Source organism: Bradyrhizobium sp. U531, from assembly GCF_051710265.1.
Lineage (GTDB): Bacteria > Pseudomonadota > Alphaproteobacteria > Rhizobiales > Xanthobacteraceae > Bradyrhizobium.
This window is the reverse complement of the sequence record NZ_JASVEN010000011.1, coordinates 79,190-97,655: the sequence shown is the minus strand read 5'-3', so window position 1 is coordinate 97,655 and position 18,466 is coordinate 79,190. Positions and strand designations below refer to the sequence as shown.

At 62.9% G+C, this 18,466-nt stretch carries 18 protein-coding genes and 2 pseudogenes; 6 read left to right on the top strand and 14 right to left on the bottom strand.

What is annotated here, in order from left to right; genetic code table 11:
• Positions 1-47: 47 nt before the first annotated feature.
• The 10 genes from QRQ56_RS33890 to QRQ56_RS33845 all read right to left on the bottom strand — a co-directional run bounded on the left by QRQ56_RS33890 (position 48) and on the right by QRQ56_RS33845 (position 9,383).
• On the bottom strand, positions 48-1,601 hold the full coding sequence (locus QRQ56_RS33890; protein ID WP_438745761.1) for a tripartite tricarboxylate transporter permease: 1,554 nt from the start codon (positions 1,599-1,601) through the stop codon (positions 48-50).
• Positions 1,601-2,068 carry a tripartite tricarboxylate transporter TctB family protein gene (locus QRQ56_RS33885; RefSeq protein WP_438745760.1) on the bottom strand — a complete coding sequence of 156 codons (468 nt, stop codon included), beginning with the start codon at positions 2,066-2,068 and terminating at the stop codon, positions 1,601-1,603. Before QRQ56_RS33885 ends, QRQ56_RS33890 begins: the two co-directional genes overlap by 1 nt.
• Positions 2,069-2,078: 10 nt before the next feature.
• Positions 2,079-2,612 (bottom strand): helix-turn-helix domain-containing protein, encoded by a 534-nt coding sequence (locus tag QRQ56_RS33880; RefSeq protein ID WP_438745759.1) that lies wholly within the window; start codon positions 2,610-2,612, stop codon positions 2,079-2,081.
• Positions 2,613-2,701: 89 nt separating this feature from the next.
• Positions 2,702-3,652, bottom strand: coding sequence for a PDR/VanB family oxidoreductase (locus QRQ56_RS33875; RefSeq protein ID WP_438745758.1), 951 nt, complete (start codon positions 3,650-3,652; stop codon positions 2,702-2,704).
• Complete coding sequence (locus QRQ56_RS33870) at positions 3,653-4,162, bottom strand: MOSC domain-containing protein (protein ID WP_438745757.1); 510 nt, start codon at positions 4,160-4,162, stop codon at positions 3,653-3,655.
• A gap of 32 nt (positions 4,163-4,194) precedes the next feature.
• Positions 4,195-5,838, bottom strand: a complete 1,644-nt coding sequence (locus QRQ56_RS33865) for a thiamine pyrophosphate-dependent enzyme (protein ID WP_438745756.1) — start codon at positions 5,836-5,838, stop codon at positions 4,195-4,197.
• Positions 5,835-6,512, bottom strand: a complete 678-nt coding sequence (locus QRQ56_RS33860) for a 3-oxoacid CoA-transferase subunit B (RefSeq protein ID WP_438745755.1) — start codon at positions 6,510-6,512, stop codon at positions 5,835-5,837. The genes QRQ56_RS33865 and QRQ56_RS33860 overlap by 4 nt, the downstream gene beginning before the upstream one ends.
• Complete coding sequence (locus QRQ56_RS33855) at positions 6,509-7,171, bottom strand: 3-oxoacid CoA-transferase subunit A (protein WP_438745754.1); 663 nt, start codon at positions 7,169-7,171, stop codon at positions 6,509-6,511. The genes QRQ56_RS33860 and QRQ56_RS33855 overlap by 4 nt, the downstream gene beginning before the upstream one ends.
• 20 nt (positions 7,172-7,191) lie before the next feature.
• Positions 7,192-8,370: an acyl-CoA dehydrogenase family protein gene (locus tag QRQ56_RS33850; RefSeq protein ID WP_438745753.1), complete on the bottom strand. Its 1,179-nt coding sequence runs from the start codon at positions 8,368-8,370 to the stop codon at positions 7,192-7,194.
• 17 nt (positions 8,371-8,387) lie between these two features.
• Positions 8,388-9,383 carry a Bug family tripartite tricarboxylate transporter substrate binding protein gene (locus tag QRQ56_RS33845; protein WP_438745752.1) on the bottom strand — a complete coding sequence of 332 codons (996 nt, stop codon included), beginning with the start codon at positions 9,381-9,383 and terminating at the stop codon, positions 8,388-8,390.
• Positions 9,384-9,626: 243 nt separating this feature from the next.
• Between QRQ56_RS33845 and acuR the strand changes: the two genes are divergently transcribed.
• From acuR to QRQ56_RS33820, 5 genes are all read left to right on the top strand, one after another.
• On the top strand, positions 9,627-10,298 hold the full coding sequence (gene acuR, locus QRQ56_RS33840) for an acrylate utilization transcriptional regulator AcuR (protein ID WP_438745751.1): 672 nt from the start codon (positions 9,627-9,629) through the stop codon (positions 10,296-10,298).
• A gap of 14 nt (positions 10,299-10,312) precedes the next feature.
• A complete protein-coding gene (acuI, locus tag QRQ56_RS33835; protein WP_438745919.1) occupies positions 10,313-11,296 on the top strand; it encodes an acrylyl-CoA reductase (NADPH) in 984 nt (327 codons plus the stop codon).
• A gap of 99 nt (positions 11,297-11,395) precedes the next feature.
• On the top strand, positions 11,396-12,607 hold the full coding sequence (locus QRQ56_RS33830; RefSeq protein WP_438745750.1) for a trans-sulfuration enzyme family protein: 1,212 nt from the start codon (positions 11,396-11,398) through the stop codon (positions 12,605-12,607).
• 38 nt (positions 12,608-12,645) lie between these two features.
• Complete coding sequence (locus QRQ56_RS33825) at positions 12,646-13,137, top strand: ester cyclase (protein ID WP_438745749.1); 492 nt, start codon at positions 12,646-12,648, stop codon at positions 13,135-13,137.
• Between the two features lie 232 nt (positions 13,138-13,369).
• Positions 13,370-13,996, top strand: a complete 627-nt coding sequence (locus QRQ56_RS33820) for a LysE family translocator (RefSeq protein WP_438745748.1) — start codon at positions 13,370-13,372, stop codon at positions 13,994-13,996.
• On the opposite strand, the gene QRQ56_RS33815 is transcribed toward QRQ56_RS33820, so the two are convergent.
• The 4 genes and pseudogenes from QRQ56_RS33815 to madL all read right to left on the bottom strand — a co-directional run bounded on the left by QRQ56_RS33815 (position 13,993) and on the right by madL (position 16,619).
• Complete coding sequence (locus tag QRQ56_RS33815; protein WP_438745917.1) at positions 13,993-14,322, bottom strand: DsbA family protein; 330 nt, start codon at positions 14,320-14,322, stop codon at positions 13,993-13,995. The genes QRQ56_RS33820 and QRQ56_RS33815 overlap by 4 nt on opposite strands.
• Before the next feature lie 388 nt (positions 14,323-14,710).
• The gene (locus QRQ56_RS33810; protein WP_438745747.1) at positions 14,711-15,430 is read right to left on the bottom strand and encodes a GntR family transcriptional regulator; all 720 of its coding nucleotides are present in this window, start codon (positions 15,428-15,430) and stop codon (positions 14,711-14,713) included.
• Positions 15,431-16,194: pseudogene (gene madM / locus QRQ56_RS33805) on the bottom strand (malonate transporter subunit MadM).
• Positions 16,191-16,619 (bottom strand): annotated as a pseudogene (gene madL / locus QRQ56_RS33800) (malonate transporter subunit MadL). The pseudogenes madM and madL overlap by 4 nt, the downstream one beginning before the upstream one ends.
• 195 nt (positions 16,620-16,814) lie before the next feature.
• On the opposite strand from madL, the gene mdcA reads away from it, so the two are divergent.
• The gene (mdcA, locus tag QRQ56_RS33795) at positions 16,815-18,461 is read left to right on the top strand and encodes a malonate decarboxylase subunit alpha (protein WP_438745746.1); all 1,647 of its coding nucleotides are present in this window, start codon (positions 16,815-16,817) and stop codon (positions 18,459-18,461) included.
• Positions 18,462-18,466 lie beyond the last annotated feature (5 nt).

Sequence of the window (18,466 nt, the reverse complement as noted above, 5' to 3'; positions counted from 1 at the left end):
CTAGCCGGGCTGACAGCGGGCAACCGGCTTTCGCAGGAGGACCAAACTTACTGGGCGGGGCGTGCGACCGTTGATTCGGTCCTGTCTGCGGGGTCGAGCGCCGTAAGCGCCTTCGGTTTCCGCACGCGCACGTAGACCTGCGCCGCCAGAAGTACCACGCACAGGACCAGAAAGAACGCGCTGATCGGCCGTTCGACGAAAATCATGGCATCGCCCCGTGAGACCAGGAGTGAACGGCGGAAGTTCTCTTCCAAGCGCGGCCCCAGGACGAAGCCGAGCAGAATCGAGGCTGGGTGAAAATCGAGCAGGAGCAGCAGATAGCCGATAAGCCCGACCACCACGGTCTCGCCGACCTGGAACATGTCGTTGTTGGTGGAGTAGACGCCGATCGCGACAAAGAACAGTGCGCTTGGATAGAGGTATTTGTACGGAATCATCAGGAGCTTCACCCACAGCCCGATCAGCGGGACGTTGAGCAGGACCAGCATGACGTTGCCGATCCAGAAGCTCGCGATCAGGCCCCAGAAGATATCCGGATGCTCCTTGATCAACTGGGGCCCGGGTACGATGCCCTGGATCATCAGCGCGCCAAGGATCAGGGCCATGACCGCGTCGCCGGGAATGCCGAGGCTCATGGTCGGAATAAAGTCGCCCTGTACCGACGAATGCGTGGAGGCCTCTGGACATGCGACGCCTTCGATCATTCCAGTTCCGAACTTCTCAGGCGTCTTCGAAACCTTCTTCTCGGCCGCGTAGGAGATGAAGGACGCGATCGTCGGTCCCGTTCCCGGAATGAGGGAACAAAGGCTTCCTATGATCGTGCCGCGCAACATCGCCGGGATCGAACGGCGAAGTTCATCGCGCGATGGACGCAGGTCGCGCAGGCCGACGTTCGAATACCGCGTGTTCACCTCGGAGTATTGGTTCACGCTCTTCATGAACTCGGCGATGCCAAACAGACCAAGCGCGAGTCCGACGAGTTCGATGCCGTCAAGAAGATTCGGGATTCCGAGCGTGAAGCGCTCCGTGCCGGTCTCAACATCCGTCCCCACTATTCCGAGGAAAAGGCCGAGCAACGTCATGGCGATGCCCTTGAGGGGCGAGCCCTTTGCCAGTGTCGAGCCGGCGAGCAAACCGAGAAGCATCAGCGAGCAAATCTCGGTCGGACCGAACTCCAGCGCGACCTTCACCAGCAAGGGAGCCAGAAAGATCATCTCCAGAATGCCCCAGGAAGCGCCGACAAACGAGGACAGTACTGTAATGCCGAGCGCCGCGCCGCCGCGGCCCTGCTTCGTCAGCGGAAACCCGTCGAGGCACGTCACAGCGTGCGGCGGATGGCACGGCAGGTTGAGCAGGATTGAACAGATCGCTCCGCCATATTGCGCTCCATAGAACACGCCCGACAGCATCAGGATCGCACCGACCGGCTTGATGCCGAACGTCAAAGGTAGCAGCACGGAAATGGTGGCAAGCGGTCCCATTCCCGGCAGGACGCCTACCATGTTGCCGACCAGAACGCCGACGAAACACCACATGAAATTCTGCGGCTCGAAAGCGACTCCGAAGCCATACCATAGATCGGAAAGCGCGGTCGCGAACATCAGAACTCCCAACGGTACAGCGGAAAAGGAACCTTCAGCACGAAAGAAAAGAGGAGACAGCCGGCGACCGCCACGACCGCAGCCAGGATGGCCGAGCCTTTCAGTGTGGCCGTCCTGTCGCCGAGCGCGGACACGAAGACGCACATGAAAATGGCCGCGGCCATTCCGAAATAGACGCCGAAGAGAATGAACATCAGCGGCCCCGCGAGGATGCAGGCCCAGCCGCGCCACTCCATCGCGGCCGGCAATATGCGCTCCCCCTCTTCGAGAGGCGTCGCCAATCCGGTGACGAAGATCAGCGCTCCGACGAGAACCATCATGATGCCGAGCATCAACGGAAACATGCCCGGTCCCACGTGTGCGAAGGTCCCGAGCGAATATGTCGTCGCGTTGACGCCGATCCCCGCGCCCAGCAGCACCATGAGAAGCCCGGCGTAGAAATCCTTCTTTCGCAGCATGGTCATCATCTGGGCCTCTCTAAGCGGTCTTGGTCGCTATTACGACCAGCGCCGATGCCGGTTCGGATGACACCTGAATCAGCTTGTGCGGGATCGTGGAATCGAACTGGATGCAATCGCCGGGACTCAAGGTCTCCTTGCGCTTTCCGATGACGAGCTCGATCCGGCCGGTAAGGATGAACAATATCTCCTCACCTTCGTGGTGGCTCATGATGCGGCCGCGCTTCGCCGTCTTGGTGGGCCGCACGATGAAGGCACGCATCGTACGATCGGGTGCCAGTCCGGCGACGAGCGACAGGTGCGTGTCGACGTCGCCCGCCTTCCCGTTCTTCGCGCGCACGATCGTGATCGGGTCGTGGTCATCAGGCTGGCCGTAGAAATGGTCTAACGTCGTCCCGAGCGCCTCGGCGATCTTGATCGCAGATCCTATCGACGGAGAGGAAAGCCCGCGTTCCAGCTTGGAAAGATAGCTGCGGGTCAGACCGGAATCGGCTGCAAGCTGCTCCAGAGTCATGCCGCTCTGCACGCGGAGGAATTTGAGGTTGAGTGTCATGGCGCCCAGATCTTCCCGAAGTTATTGCCTGCGTCGATCTCGCATCAAACCGCCAACAATTCAAACCGTGGACCGGGATCTCGGTCAGATCACAGATCCAGCACCAGTCTCTGTCCCGCGCAGTCCCCCACACAGACGATGAGTTCGTTCTGCCGCTCAGCGGGCGAAAGCACCCGATCGCGGTGGATGGGCGGCCCCTCGGTCCAGCGGGTGCGGCAGGCGCCGCAGATCCCACCGCCACAGGACACGGGCACCTCCACGCCGAGCGCGTCCAGCGTCCCGAGAAGACCAACGTCGGGAGTGACAGTCGCCAGCTTCTTGCTCGCCGACAGATAGAGCTCGTAGGGAGGCACGTCGCTTCTGGCGGGGACCTTCGGCGGCGTGAACATCTCGATGTGCTTGCGGTCCTCCGGCCAGGCCGAAACGGCATCTTCGAAGGCCTTCAACATCGGGGCGGGTCCGCAGCACGCCGCCAGACCGGATCCTGCGAAATCCCCGACGATCTCGGCGACGACGGGTTGGGCCTGCTTGGTCGTGTCGTAGAGGCGGACGCGGCCCGCTTCGATCGCCGGCACGATCATGTCGCGCAGAATCGGCAGCCCGCGGCTGGTCCAATGCAGAGCGTAGTTCGACTGCCCCCTTCGCTCGAGATGCCGGATCACGGAGATGAACGGCGTCACGCCAATGCCTCCCGCGACGAACACGTTCGTCCCCGCTGGATTCGGCACGATCCCGCCGCGCGGCAACGAGACGGAAATCGGCTGCCCCACCTCGACGCAGTCGTGCAGGAAGCTCGAGCCGCCGCGGCCTTCCCGTTCGCGCTTTACCGCGATCACGTAGCGCCGATCGTCGTCCGGCTCGTTGCAAAGCGAATAGGTCCGCACGAGACCATTCCCCAGGTGGACATCGATGTGCGCCCCGGGCCGGAATGGCGGCAGTTCCCAATCGTCCTGATCGACCAGCGTGAAGCGCTTGGTGTCGTGGCCTAGATCCTCGACCTTGGAGACAATTGTGGAGACCGCCTTGATCGCCTTCGCCATCTAGATTGGCCTCACGGCATCGCCAACCCGCAGGGTACCCCCAGCGATGATCTTGCAGTTCAACCCCGACCGGTTGATCAGCGGATCGAAGACCGATTTGCCGAGGATCTCTTCGATATGCCGGCATGGCGTCGAAAGGCGGGTCGCCTCTACGATCGTCTCTCCCAACCGGAAGCGGCGGCCGACGAGATGATTCAGCGGAACGCCCTCGACCGTCACGTTGCGGCGATGTTCCTCGGGCAGCAGTTCGATGTTGTGGTCGCGCCGCAGGGCCTCGAGCGTCTCCACCTCGAACAGGGTGACCTGCCGTCCCTCCTCCGGCTTGTGGGAGTAGAATCCGGTTTCATGCCCCACGAAATATCGATCGCCCTCGATGCCGCGTCCTGCGACGAGCTCCAGTGAAGGAAACGAGCGCATCGGCAGAAAGGCGCGCGGAGTCTTGTGCAGGAAGCGCACAACGCCTTGCCAGGACATGGCGACTTTGGCCTCCTCGGTTGCGATTGCGTCCATCTTGATTCTCCCCAGGTCCTAATCCGAACGATTCAACGCGACGCGGCGACCGATTTTTCGAGTGTCTGGCGCACGTCCGATCGCACCTCAATCACGACCGGTCCCTCGGCCGCCATGGCTTCCTCGACCGTCGACGGGGCACTTTCCGCGTCCTCGACGACGAAGCCCTTCGCTCCGAAAGCGCGTGCCAGAGCGGCGAAGTCGGGATTCGAAAGATCGGTGCCGTACGGGCGACCGGGAAATGCCCGCTCCTGGTGAGATCGAATAGTGCCGTAGGACCGATTATTGGATACGACGATTTTGAGGTTCACACCTCTGGCAACAGCCGTCGCCAGTTCGTTACCCGTCATCAGGAAGCCACCGTCTCCGCAAAAGGCGACCACCTGCCGCCCAGGAAAGCGAAGGCTCGCGGCGAGACCGGACGGAACTCCGCTTCCCATCGCCCCGCAAGCCGAGCCAACTAGCTGGGCGGTCGGCTCCAGGCCGAAGATTCGGTGAACCCATCCGGCAAAATTGCCGGAGTCCGTCGTGACGATACCGTCAGAATTGAAGTGCGTCGCGATGGCCGCCACGGCGTGGCCGAAGACGTCCGCTGTCGGTACGCCAGAACGAGGCCAACCGTGAGTGGCCGATCGCACGGCGGCGGCTGCCTCGAGCCAATCGGCCCGGTCTCGAGCCGTCGTAGCAACGGCGAGCATGGCCGACACGAACGCCTGCGCTCCCGAGACGACCGCAACATCGGCTCGGACGCGCTTTCCGATGACATCGGGATCTGGATACACGTGAACCAGCGCCTGGCGCGGCTCATCTTGTCTTGGAAACGCAAAGCCAAGCGAGGACAAATCGCCCAGGCGCGTCCCGACGGCGACGACAAGGTCGCAGCGTTCGAGCAGTTTCACGTGGGGCTGAGACGGAAAGAATCCGAATTGACCGGCCCACAGTGGATGTGCGTTCGGAAACTGGTCCTGCATTTTGTTCAGGGTAACGACAGGAACGTTCCACTTTTCGGCGAACATGATCAACTGGTCGCGGAACGATGCCGTCCGACATTCGCCGCCGATCAGCAGGATCGGCCGCTCCGCCGCCGTCAACGCCGCCGTGGCCTTTTCGATCACCGCAACGCTTGGCTCTGGACGCGCGAGCCCGTTGGTCCTGACAGCGAGCCCCTTGGCCGGTTCCTCGAGGAGATCCTCAGGCAGCTCGACGGCGACCGGGCCGGGCGTTCCCCCATAGGCTACCGCGAACGCGCGGGCCATCATCTCCGGAACGAGAGCCGCCGAATTCAGACGCACCGACCACTTCAGCACGCCATCGAAAGACCGGCCGCAGTCGATCTCCTGCACCGCGTCCCTCGCGAGGTTCGGACGATCGACCTGACCGACCAGCATGACCAGCGGAATCGCCTCCTGCTGGGCCACGTGCAGTCCGAGCGCAGCGTTGAAGGCGCCCGGACCGCGGCTCACCATCACGACGCCGGCGCGGCCTGTGAGCTTGGCGTCGGCTACGGCAGCAAGAGCCGCACTTCCTTCGTGCCGGCAGGTCACCAGATCGAAATCGCGGCGATCGCGCAGCGCGTCCAGCAGCGCCAGAAAGCTTTCTCCCGGTACGCCGAAGGCCCTGTCCACCCCGTGCGCAACGAGACAGTCGGCAACGAGTTCCGCGACGCGATAGGTCATGCGACGCTCCCGTCCTGCCTGATGGTCAGGGGATCGGCCATGACCCGCAGTGGCGCCTCCGTCCGATCTCGCAGCGCCTCGATCGCGAGGCCGTCGAGCAGCGCCCGGACGGCCAGGCCCTCCTCGGTTACGTCGATAATGCAGAGGTTGGTGAAGATGCGGGTCACCACTCCGCGCGCCGTGAGCGGATATTGACATCGCTCGACGATGCGGGAGCGGCCGTCCTTGGTGGTGTGGTCCATCATGACCCAGATCGACTTGGCGCCGACCGCCAGATCGATTGCTCCGCCGATGCCGGGCGGAGACCCGTTGTCACCGGTCGTCCAGTTGGCGAGATCTCCGTCCTTGGACACCTGAAAGGCGCCGAGCACGGCGACGTCGAGATGACCGCCTCGCATCATCGCAAACGAGAGGCTGGAGTCGAAGTAGGAGCCGCCGGTCCGGAGCGAGATGGGCATCTTCCCTGCATTGATGAGATCCCAGTCCTCCTCGCCCGCCGCCGGCTTCGGACCCATGTTGAGAACGCCGTTCTCGCTGTGAAGGATCACGCCCGACCCCTCCGGCAGGTAGTCGGCGACGTGCGTCGGGGCGCCGATACCGAGATTGACGAAGCCTTCCTGCGGCAGATGAAGTGCGACCATGCGCGCCAGCGCGTCGCGTGAAAGCGGCGTCATCGAGAGCTCCTTGCGAAAACGCGGTCGACGAAAATACAGGGCGTGACGATGGCTTCCGGATCCAAATCTCCGGGCTCAACCACTCGGTCAACCTCCACCGCGACCGTGCGGCCTGCGGTCGCCATGACAGCGCAGTGGTTGCGCGCCGTCTTGTTGTAGGTGACGTTGCCGAGCGTGTCTGCGAGGTGCCCTTTGACGAAGGCGAAGTCCGCCCGAAGGGGAAGCTCGAGAATGAACTCTCGCCCCCCGACGACGATCTTCTCTTTGCCGTCCGCGAACACCGTTCCGACGCCGACGGGAGAAAGGAAGCCGCCGAGACCTGCGCCGCCGGCGCGGATGCGCTCCACCAACGTGCCTTGTGGAACGAGTTCGAGCTCGACGGTGCCGGCACGATATTGTTCCGCGAACTGCTTGGCGCTGCGCGGATACGAGCAGACGATCTTGCGGACGATCCTGGCTTCGAACCACAACGACAGGTCATCTTCCGTGGAGCCGGCGTTGTTCGATATCAGCGTCAGGTCGCGGACGCCCCGATCTAGCACCGCCTTGATCACGCCGAGCGGAAGGCCCGCTCCCCCGAACCCGCCCATCATGACGGCGTCGCCGTCCTTGATGCCCTCCACGGCCGCCGCCGCGTTCTCGACCACTACGTTGCGCATCGTGAAATCCACCGTCTGTGTTACGGAATCGACGTGAGATACGTCGTGGACAGACCACGGCCGACCCGGTCGAGCAGCATCTCGTTGGTACCGTCGGCGTAGGCCGCCATCCGGACCTCGGCGAAATGCATGTTCAGGCGGTGGGCCACGCTGGCGCCGGTCGCGCCCACGATCCGGATGCACTGATCGATGCCCCAGAGCGCAGTGTCCACGGCGAACTTCTTGGCTTGTGCAGCGAGCGCAACCGGATTTTCTCCAGCCTGGATCTGCTCGGCGGCGCGAAAGACCAGGGCGTTGGCGGCCTCGAGCCGGACCGACACCTCCGCGAGCTCCCAACGCAAGCCCTGATGGCCTGTCAGCGGCTTTCCGAAGGCCTGCCGGCCTTCGCAGTAGTCAACCGCCTCGCACAGCGCCGCATATAGCGTCGCGACACACATGGCGGCCACGTGGACGCGGGCCGCATTGACGGAAGTCATCGATGCCTTGAGTGCGGCGCCAGGCGCCGCGATCAGGCACCACTCGGGAATGAAGTGGGCGTCGAAGGCAATCTCGGCCAGGCGGAAGGAACGCGCGCCAGGAACGACGATCTCGCTGCGCCTCACCGTCCCGGCATCGCCGAATGGCACATAGAAGCTGGCGATGTCCCCTGTGCCCGCAGCGTCGCCGACGCGGGCGAGGACAATCAACCCGCCGACCAACAAGCCATCCGTCATCCACGCCTTCGTGCCGGTCAGAGCCCAGCCGCCGTCAACGGGAACTGCCGTTGTGGCAAGGGCCGAGACATCGCTTCCACCCGCCGGCTCGGTCATGGCCGTCGTCAGGAGCAGCTCGCCACGTAGCGCGGGTTGCAGGAGACGCTCGATCTGGACCGGCGTACCGGTCTGAGAAAGTCGCGTCGCTCCGCCCTGGTGATGGTTCAGGCAGAACGCCGCCGCGAAGCCGTGGTGCGCCATTTCCTGCGCGACGCGGATCTTGCACAGGTACGAAGCTTCCAGCCCGCCGTGAGCGCGCTTCGCCTGAAGTCCCAACATGCCGAGCGCCGCCCATTCGGCGATCGATTTTTCGGGAAACGCCTCGCCTGCCATGTACGCCGCGAAGATGCCCTGCGAAAAGGGACCGGCGCAGAATTCCCGCGCCTTGGCCACATGCCCGCGCTCCTCCGCAGACAATCGAGTGTCGTACTGGTGATAAAAGTCCATGGAAGATCCTCGGCCAGCTACTTCTGAAGTGGCGCTCCGATGTCCTTGGCCCACTGATTCCAATAGGCTTCTTCCTTTCCGACGTCAGCCGTGAAGGTATCCACCGTCGAGCCAACGATCGGAGTTGCGCCGATCGTCTCCAACTGCTTCAGGAAATCCGGATCGCTCGAGGCCTTGTCGAGGGCTGCCCCAATCTTGGCGACGACGTCGGCCGGAAGGCCGGGCGGACCCGCGATCCCAAACCATGGGGAGATATCGACAGGCTTGCCGCCCGCCTGTTCGATCGTCGGCAGTTCCGGGAAGGCCGGGGACCGCTCGGCCGATGTCACCGCGAGCGCCTTCAGTGTGCCGGCCTTGACCTGCTGGCCGATCGTGGCCTCGGTAAAGAAGCCCACCTGCAAAATCCCCGACATGCAATCGACTATCGGTTGATTGCCGCCCGAGTAGTTGATGAACGTCATTTTCGTGTCGTAGGCCATATCGAACAGCGTGCCCCCGACGTGAGATGTCGCCCCGAACGTACCCCCGAAGTTCACCTCCCCCGGATGCGCCTTCAGATAGGCGACGAGCTCCGGAACGCTGGAGACGGGAAACTTCGGATTCACGACGAGCAGATTTCGCTGCTTTGCGACCTTCCGAATGTAGGTGAAGCCATTCTGCTGATCGTAGCGCACGGACGCATAGAGTGCCTTGGCGCGAGTGTTCGAGGACTCCACCGCGACGAGAAGCGTGTACCCGTCGGGCTTCGCGCGGGAGACGTTCGACGCGGCGATCATTCCGCCGGCGCCGCCATTGTTCTCGATGATGACGGTCTGGCTCAACTCCTTCGAGAGCAGACGGCCGATGACGCGACCAATGATGTCGGTCGGGCCTCCAGCCGGGAAACCCACGACCAGCTTGATCGTGGTCGAGGGATAGGCATCGGCCGCATCGGCCGGCTCGGCGATCGGGCCAAGGAAGAGGACGGCCGCAGCAGCGGCAAACAAAGTGGCTTTTCGGAACGAGCGAAACATGCAGTACCTCTCTCGAAGAACGACCAAGCTTCGAGCCTAGGACACTTTGTGTCAAGTAAGAAACTCTGGTAGCGCCGCGCCGCGCCGCACAATGACAGGGCAAAAGTTGCGGAAAAAGCTCTCATATGCAAATACGGGCGGCAACGAAGTCAAAGATGACAACCTGGAAACACCGGCAGCGGGCTCTCGGCTTGCCCAAGTTCACAATTTGTGTTCTAGACGATCGGTCTACTGAGGACGCAAATGGCTAAATCTCAAGGTGGTCGACGCCAACCGGCCGAACCGGTTCGACGCGACGTCGGGTATGCACCGGCGCGCGAGGTTCTGATCCGTTGCGGAATGGAAGTGATGACCCAGCAGGGGTTTGCCGCCACGGGCCTGGACGCATTGCTGCGCCGCGCCACCGTGCCAAAGGGCTCGTTCTACCATTACTTCGACAGCAAGGCGGAGTACGGCCGCGAAATCATGAGGGCCTACGATTCTTTCTTCCGACACAAGCTGGACCGCGCCTTGGACGATGAAAAGCTTGCTCCGTTGGCCCGCATGCGAGCCTTCGTCGAAGGCGCCAAGGCGGGCATGGCGAAATACAGCTACACGCGCGGCTGCCTGGTCGGAAACCTCAGCCAGGAGGTCGAGGCGCTGCCCGAAGATTACAGGCCCGCTTTGGACGGAATCATCAAGGGCTGGCAGCGGAAGGTCGCGCGTTGCCTGGAACACGCGCGCGACGCCGGCGAGATCGGAGACGCCGCGGATTGCGATGCCTTGGCCGAGTTCTTCTGGATCGGCTGGGAGGGAGCGGTGATGCGGGCGCGCCTCGTCAGGAACGGCACTCCACTCGATACTTTCATTTCCGGCTTCGTCGCCGGTCTCCCGCGCCCGGATGGGCCGAAGCCCAGATCCAAGGAAAGAACGTGAAAGAGGAGTTCGAGTTGTTCAAGGCCGTGCTGATTGAAAAGGACGATGAAGGATACCGCGCCGGCGTATCCGAGTTGTCAGAAGACCGCCTCCCCGAAGGAAACGTGATCGTCGACGTCGAGTACAGCACCTTGAACTACAAGGACGGACTGGCGATCACCGGCAAGGGTCCCATCGTGAGATCCTTTCCGCTGGTGCCCGGGATCGATTTCGCAGGCCTGGTCTCGTCGAGCTCCGACCCGGCATTCTCCCCGGGAGATCGGGTGGTTCTCAACGGGTGGGGTGTCGGCGAACAACATTGGGGTGGCCTGGCGCAGCGGGCCAGGGTCAAGGCGGACTGGCTGATCAAGCTGCCGGCTTCGATGCCTTCCAGACGCGCAATGATCATCGGCACCGCAGGTTATACCGCGATGCTGTCGGTGATGGCGCTCGAGAAGTATGGCATCCGACCAGGCGCGGGCGACGTGCTGGTGACCGGCGCCAGCGGGGGCGTCGGCAGCATCGCGATCATGCTTCTCCACAAACTCGGCTTTCGTGTCGTGGCCTCGACCGGACGGCCGGACGAGGCGCCGTATCTCAAGAGCCTGGGCGCGGCCGAGATTATCGACCGTTCACAATTGTCACAGTCGGGCAAGCCGCTGCAGAAGGAACGTTGGATAGCCGCGATTGACTCGGTGGGCAGCCACACCCTCGCCAACGTTTGCGCCGGAATCAAAGCGGACGGAGCGGTGGCAGCTTGCGGCATGGCGCAAGGATTGGACCTTCCCGCAAGCGTCGCTCCCTTCATCCTGCGCGGGGTGGCATTGCTCGGCATCAACAGTGTGACCCGTCCAAAGGCGGAGCGCGCCCAAGCCTGGGATCGTCTCGCCACATTGCTCACCGAAGCGGATCTGGAGAGGACGGCGGTCGAAATCGGCTTGAACGACGTCGTCTCCCTCGCGGGCCGGCTCATGAGTGGCCAAGTGCGCGGGCGCGTGGTCGTCAACGTCAATAGGTGACCTGGACCGAGAACCGAAGCGATTCGATCATCAGGGATCGCGCACCGAAGTTAACCCGACGGCAACGCCCGCTCGCTCGGAATGGGAGATCTCGAAACGATGGCCAGTTCGGAACGAACTGCAAGCGATGAACCCGGGCTCGGGTTCTCGACGCGAGCGATCCACCATGGGTACGACCCTTCCCATCACTCGCGCGCGGTATCCCATCCCATCTATACGACGTCGACCTTCGCCTTCGACGGCGTCGCAGATTTGGATGCGGCGGCCGCGTTGGGTGGCAGGCTTTACGCGCGGGAGTTCAATCCAACGACCGCGTTGCTGGAATCCCGTCTAGCCAATCTGGAGGACGCCGAAGATGCCGTGGTCTTTGCCTCTGGAATGGCCGCCTTCGGAGCATTGATTCTTTCGCTGCTGTCCCAGGACGATGAGCTCATCGTTCATCAGACGCTGTATTCGAATACGACGACGATGACGGAGCAGGGTCTGCCCCGGTTCGGTATCAAGACCGTCCCGGTAGACCTGGGTAACCCCGCCAGCCTCGATACTGTTCTTACGTCGCGCAGCAAAGCCATCTATTTCGAGACACCTATCAATCCTACGGGCGACGTCTTGGACATCGAAGCCATCGCGGAACGTGCGCGACGGGCCGGCCTCCTGGTCTTCGTGGACGGCACATTCGCATCACCAGCGTTGCAGAGACCTCTGCAGCACGGGGCGGACATCGTGCTGCACTCTCTCACCAAGTATGTCAGCGGACATGGAGACCTTCTCGGAGGTGCGCTATTGGGGCGGACCGAACTGATCGAGAAGATCCGAGATCGCGGCCTCCGATACATCACGGGCGCCGTGCTGTCACCGATGGTGTCGTCTCTGATCCTTCGCGGGATCAAGACGCTTCCTCTGCGAATGGATCGACATGGATCGAACGCGATTTCAATCGCACGGATGCTCGGTAGCCATCCGGCAGTAGGTTGGGTAAATTATCCATTCCTTCCGTCCCATCCACGGCACGCCATCGCAAGACGGCAAATGTCGGCGGGGTCCGGAATGCTGTCTTTTGGGCTTCGCGGTGGGTTTGACGTCGCCCGCCGTTTTCTCGACCATCTCGAGCTCATTACGCTCGCCGTCAGTCTCGGAGACGCTGAAACGCTCATCATGCATCCCGCGAGCCTGGTTCGCGCCCGGCTTGCCGTTCGCCCAGAAGCGCGTCTTCAAAGGGGCGTCGGAGATGACTTGATTCGCCTGTCGGTTGGTCTGGAAAACGAGGCAGATTTGCTTCGGGACCTCGAGCAGTCGTTAAATCGTCTCTAGCTTGCCTACAAGCAGCGTTCGTCAGGGAGAGGCCAAATATGATCGCCCCACCGCCAGGACTTGAGCCGGCCTTGGACTTCGGTCCGATTGCATTGAGCCCGCAAAAGGAAGTCGTCCGAAAATTTTACAAGGACATGTGGGACAACGCCAACGTCGATCTGATCCCTGAAATATTCCAGCCCGGCTTCACCTTCCGGGGTTCGCTCGGCCCCGTCCTGGTTGGCTTCGATCAGTTCGCCGACTACGTCCGATGGGTGACGGACTCTCTTGAGAACTACACGTCTGACATCCTCGATCTCTTCGAGGACGGCAACGTGGTCACGGGCAAGCTGCGCTTCCACGGTATCCATCGAAAGCCGATGTTCGGCCACGCGCCCACCGGACGCCATGTGTGGTGGCATGGTGCGCCGATCTTCAAGTTTGAAGGCGACAAGGTGAGCGACCTTTGGGTTCTCGGCGACATCCACGGGTTGATCGGTCGTCTCGCGCCGGACGCGACCAGCAAGCCGGAATTCAAAACTAACAAGTAGTCCTGCGCCATGATCGCTCGCACGGAGCGGCGACAACCCTCGACCCGCAACGGAGACAAGCCATGTACACCCCTGCCGCCTTCAAAGATGAAGGCATCGAGAGCATCCGCGACTGCTGCGCTTCCAAGGCAAGTGCAGGATGAGTCGGAACCGTTCGGCGGCCGATTCCGCCGACGTGCGAGCCGTGGCGCAGCCCCGCCGTTCCCGTGGCCGCCTAAATTCCGGAGATACGATGTTCGAACTTCAGTCTTTCGCATTGTTCCTGGCCGCGGCAACGCTTGTCGCTATCACGCCCGGGCCGGGCATCTTCTACATCATCGCTCGCACCCTCGCCGGCGGTAGAACCGAGGGACTGGCGTCCAGCGTTGGCCTGGGTCTCGGTGGTTTGGTGCACGTGCTCGCCGGCGCAATCGGCATCTCGGCGCTGCTTATGGCGAGCGCCGAAGCATTTACTGCGCTGAAGATCGCCGGCGCGTTCTATCTCATCTGGCTCGGCATCAAGACCTGGAGGCAAACGCTTATCTCCGCCCCGACCGAGGTCCGGACGACCGGTGCAAGCCGTGCGTTGCGCGAAGGCATCGTCGTCGAGGCACTGAATCCGAAGACGGCTGCGTTCTTCCTCGCTTTCATTCCGCAGTTCGTCGACGCGAGCGCGAATGTGGCTCTGCAGTTTGTCGTCCTGGGCACGATATCGGTCGCCTTGAACACCAGTGTCGACCTGATCGTGACCCGTTGGGCGGCCAAAGCGAGGGATCGACTCGCCGGACGGCACACTTTCATCGCCCGCACGAGACAGACGTCCGGAGCCGTCATGTGCGGATTGGGAGTTGCCTTGCTGACCGCGCGTCGTGCGAGCTAAAGCTCGCCGCGAGTCGCTACGGTTGGAGTCAATGTTGCAAGTCGAACGGGCGAAGTTCGCCGCCTATTTGCGGTCTTCGCCCGAGATCGCCACACTTGGCCCCGATCAAGCGATCCTCCAGCATCTCGAGGCGATCCTGGCCCCCAGAATCGTTCGCCGTCGAAGACGTAGAAGGGCGAGCCAAACACGCCTGCTTCGAGCGCCCTTGGCGTGTTGGCGGCATATTCCTGACGGGCCTCCGGCATCGATGCCGCTTCCAAGAGCGCTTTCCCATCGTACCCCGCACCGTTCGCGGCCGCGATTGGCGGCGGCCTTGCCCCGATCATCGCAACCACGCTTCTGGCGACGACGGGAAGCACGTTGGCGATAGGCGTTTATTTGTGCGGGCTTGCCGTACTAGCAGCCGCTTGCGCATTCGCGATGAAAGCACCGAAATAGGCATCTGCACCGTCACGACAGCTACCGCCCGATACGCCGGTGCGCGCAACTTGCGCACCGGGGCTCTGCATGAGGACTGCTAATGACCTCTCAATCCAGCATCTGGAGCTATACCGATGTAGGAAGTGGTCTCGCGTGTCTTCGCAAATCACTTGATGGCTGGCACGGCAACGGCGCGAGCTTGCTCAAACGCAATCGTATCCGCAATGAGTCTGTGGATTTCGCTTCATGTTCTTTTCAGAAAAAACTGCCGCTGGAAAACGTCGAAGCGCGATGTCAGTCGGTCTCTGCCTCGGGACCAGCGGCAAGCCCGCCGAGCCGATCGTCGATGTAGCGCCTGAGCGCCGTCGCCGCATTCAACATGTGCGCACGCATTCTGCGCGAGGCGGCATCACCGTCACCTTCCGCGATCGCCTGCATGATGGCCTCGTGCTCCTCACGAGACTTGTGAATGCGATCGCCCTGGCGCAATTGCGTCCGGCGGAACGCGCTAAGCCGGGAACGCACATCCTGGGCCTGTTCAGACAGGAATGAATTATGAGTCGCGCGATAAATGCCTTCATGGAAATGTCGGTTGAAGCCATCATAGGCATTCACGTCATTCGCCTCGACCATCGCACGCGAATCCTCGTGGAGCTCCATCAGATGACTGCGTTCGAGCGGGGTCATGCGATAGGTTGCCAGCCTGACGCACATCGCCTCAACCTCGGCGCTGGTTTCGAACATGTCCATGATGCGTTCGGGCGTCATCCGCGCCACGACCAGCCCGCGACGGCCACGCACCTCGACGAGCCCGCTCACGACGAGCTGCCGGAGCGCTTCCCGCACCGGCGTGCGGGACGCCCCGAAGCGATCGGCAAGCTGCTGCTCCTCCAGCGCCGAACCGGCGACGAGCGCGCCCGAGGCAATCTCGTCCGTGAGCGCATTGCGGATGCGATCGGAGAGGAGGCCGCCATCTTCTTCTGCCTCGGTCGCGACTTTGAACAGACTTGCCATTCAGCTCCCTATGATTGCACGCCCGTGAAGTAGAGGATCGATGGCGCGGCCAGGCATCCGAGCCCGGTATGGAACGTCGCGGTCAACGCACCCTAAGGCACCAGGCGCCGATCGGTCGCCGCAAGCCCTCCGGAAACGCCGCTGATCGTTCCCATCAAGCCGCCGAACACCATCGCGCTGTGCGGATTGTCAAGGCCGATCATCTTCGCGACGAATGGCGTGCCGATCATCACGATCACTGCCTTGAATACACCCGTCGCGATCGACAGCGCAATGACCGGCGACGACGCGCCGATCGCCGCCCCGGTGACCGGTCCCACGATGTAGGTGACCGCGCCGGCGCCGATCGTCGTCAATGATTCGGCGTCAGTGTAGCCAAGCGCCGCGGCGACGAAAACGCCGAGAATGAACGGAACGACCGTTCCCAGCCCGAGCGCGACCGCGCCGATCAGCCCGGCCTTGTGCGCATGGACGACGTCGACCTCGAAGGCGGTGGCGACGATGGCGAAGTCCCGCAGCATCGCGCCGCCCATCAGACCGATCCCGGTCAGCGCCGGCAGGTCGGCGACGCCCTTCTCGCCGCCGGTGGCAAGGCCCCCGAAAAAGGCCAGCACGAGACCCAGCATGATCGCGATCGCCGAGCCGTGAATGCGTCCGAAGGTGAGGTATTTCGAGATCGCCCCCGAGATCCACATCAGGATGCCGACGGCAGCGAAGGCGGTGATCAGCGCATTGGCTGCGAGAATGTGAGAGATCATGGTCATCCGATCCTCCCGGACTTGAAGTGGGGCACATTCGCCTCGATCGCCTCGCGGGCCTCGATCTCGTCCATGGTTTCGACGCGGCCACTGAGCCGGCAAGGCCACCATCGCGAAACACACGGCGACCGCGCCGGCGCCCGCAAGACGACGATCGGGCCGCCCTTCGCCGCGGCGACGACGTTCTGCTGCGCGGCCATGGCGACCACAATCGGAATGTAGAAGCTGCCCCAGAACCCGACGCCGGTATTGAGCCCGCGGCTGAGCAGGCCGTGCCGCATCAGCCAGAGCCGGGCGGCGATCAAAAACATCATCGCAATGCCGACGCCGCCGACATTGGCCTTCACGCCGAGGGCAACGCCGAGCAGGTCCCCGAGCAGGCCTCCCAGCAGGGTGCAGATCGCAAGCAGAGCTACGCCGGAAATGGTCAGGGGCGCCTCCCCCATGGCGAGCGGCGCGCCGGCCACTTGATACGGGCTTTCTGTATGCATTCGCATCATAAATCCAATCCTGTGCATGCGAATATCTGTCGATTATGATATAACGTATACACTGATTGACGTTCCGAGGCAATACGCATACATTAGCGCCTATCGAAGCCAACCTCGCATGCCAAGGGAGCCGACATGAGCGATTGGGGTATGCAAAAGGCCGCCCTGGGCGAGCGCCTCGCGGCCGGCCGACAGCACGCCAGGGGGAAGGTCGTCCCTATCCCCAGCCTCCCCGCGTTCCTGAAGGCGGTGGTCCAGTCAGGCGACCGGGTGTGCCTGGAGGGCGACAATCAGAAGCAGGCCGACATCCTCGCCTCCGCGCTCGCCAATCTCGATCCGAAGGATGTCCATGACCTGCACATGGTGCAATCGGGCGTGGTGCTGCCCTCCCACCTCGACATCTTCGAGAAGGGCATCGCGCGGCGGCTCGACTTCTCCTATTCGGGCCCGCAATCGGCGCGCATCGCGCGCATGCTGTTCGGCGGCAAGATCGAGCTCGGGGCGGTCCATACCTATCTCGAACTGTTCGCTCGCTACTTCATCGACCTCACGCCGAACGTCGCGCTGATCGCGGCGGTGAGCGCCGACAAGGACGGCAATCTCTATACGGGGCCGAACACCGAGGACACGCCGACCGTGGTCGAGGCGACCAGCTACAAGAACGGTCTGGTCGTGGCGCAGGTCACCGAGATCGTCGACAAGGTGCCGCGCGTCGACATTCCCGGCGACCTCGTGCATTTCGTGGTCGAGGCCGGCCGCCCCTTCTATGTCGAGCCGCTCTTCACCCGCGATCCCGCCGCCATCACCGAGACGCAGATTCTGACGGCAATGCTCGCCATCAAGGGCATCTATGCGCCCTACAGCGTGCGCCGGCTCAATCACGGCATCGGCTTCAACACCGCCGCGATCGAGCTCCTGCTGCCGACCTATGGCGAGAAGCTCGGACTCAAGGGCAAGGTCTGCACCCATTTCGCGCTCAATCCGCATCCGACCATGATTCCGGCGATCGAATCCGGCTGGGTCGAGCAGATCCATTGCTTCGGATCGGAAGTCGGCATGGAGGACTATGTCGCCGCGCGCTCCGATATCTTCTTCACGGGGCCCGACGGTTCGCTGCGCTCCAACCGCGCCTTCTGCCAGACGGCGGGCCTCTATGCCTGCGACATGTTCATCGGATCGACGCTGCAGATCGATCTCGAGGGCCACAGCTCGACGGTGACGACCAGCCGCATCGCCGGATTCGGCGGCGCGCCCAACATGGGCTCCGATCCGCGCGGACGCCGCCATCCGAGCGAGCCCTGGCTCAAGGCGGGCGCCGAAGCCGATCCGGATTCCAGCGCCGCGCTGCGCCGCGGCCGCAAGCTGGTGGTGCAGATCGGCGAGACCTTCGGTGACGGCAATGTCCCGCTCTTCGTCGAGCAACTGGATGCGCTGGAGCTCGCGCGCAAGCTCGACCTCGATCTGGCGCCGGTGATGGTCTACTCCGACGACGTCACCCACATCGTCACCGAGGAAGGCATCGCCAACCTCTTGATGTGCCGCAGCAAGGACGAGCGCGAGCAGGCGATCCGCGGCGTTGCCGGCTACACCGATATCGGCCGCGCCCGCGATGCGAAGATGGTCGAGCAGCTCCGGCAGCGCGGCGTGATCCGCCGTCCCGAAGATCTCGGCATCGATCCGCTCGACGCCGACCGCCGTCTGCTCGCGGCCCGCTCGATCAAGGACCTCATGCTGGCCTCCGGCGGTCTCTACCGCCCGCCTAGCCGTTTCCGCAACTGGTGAGGAGT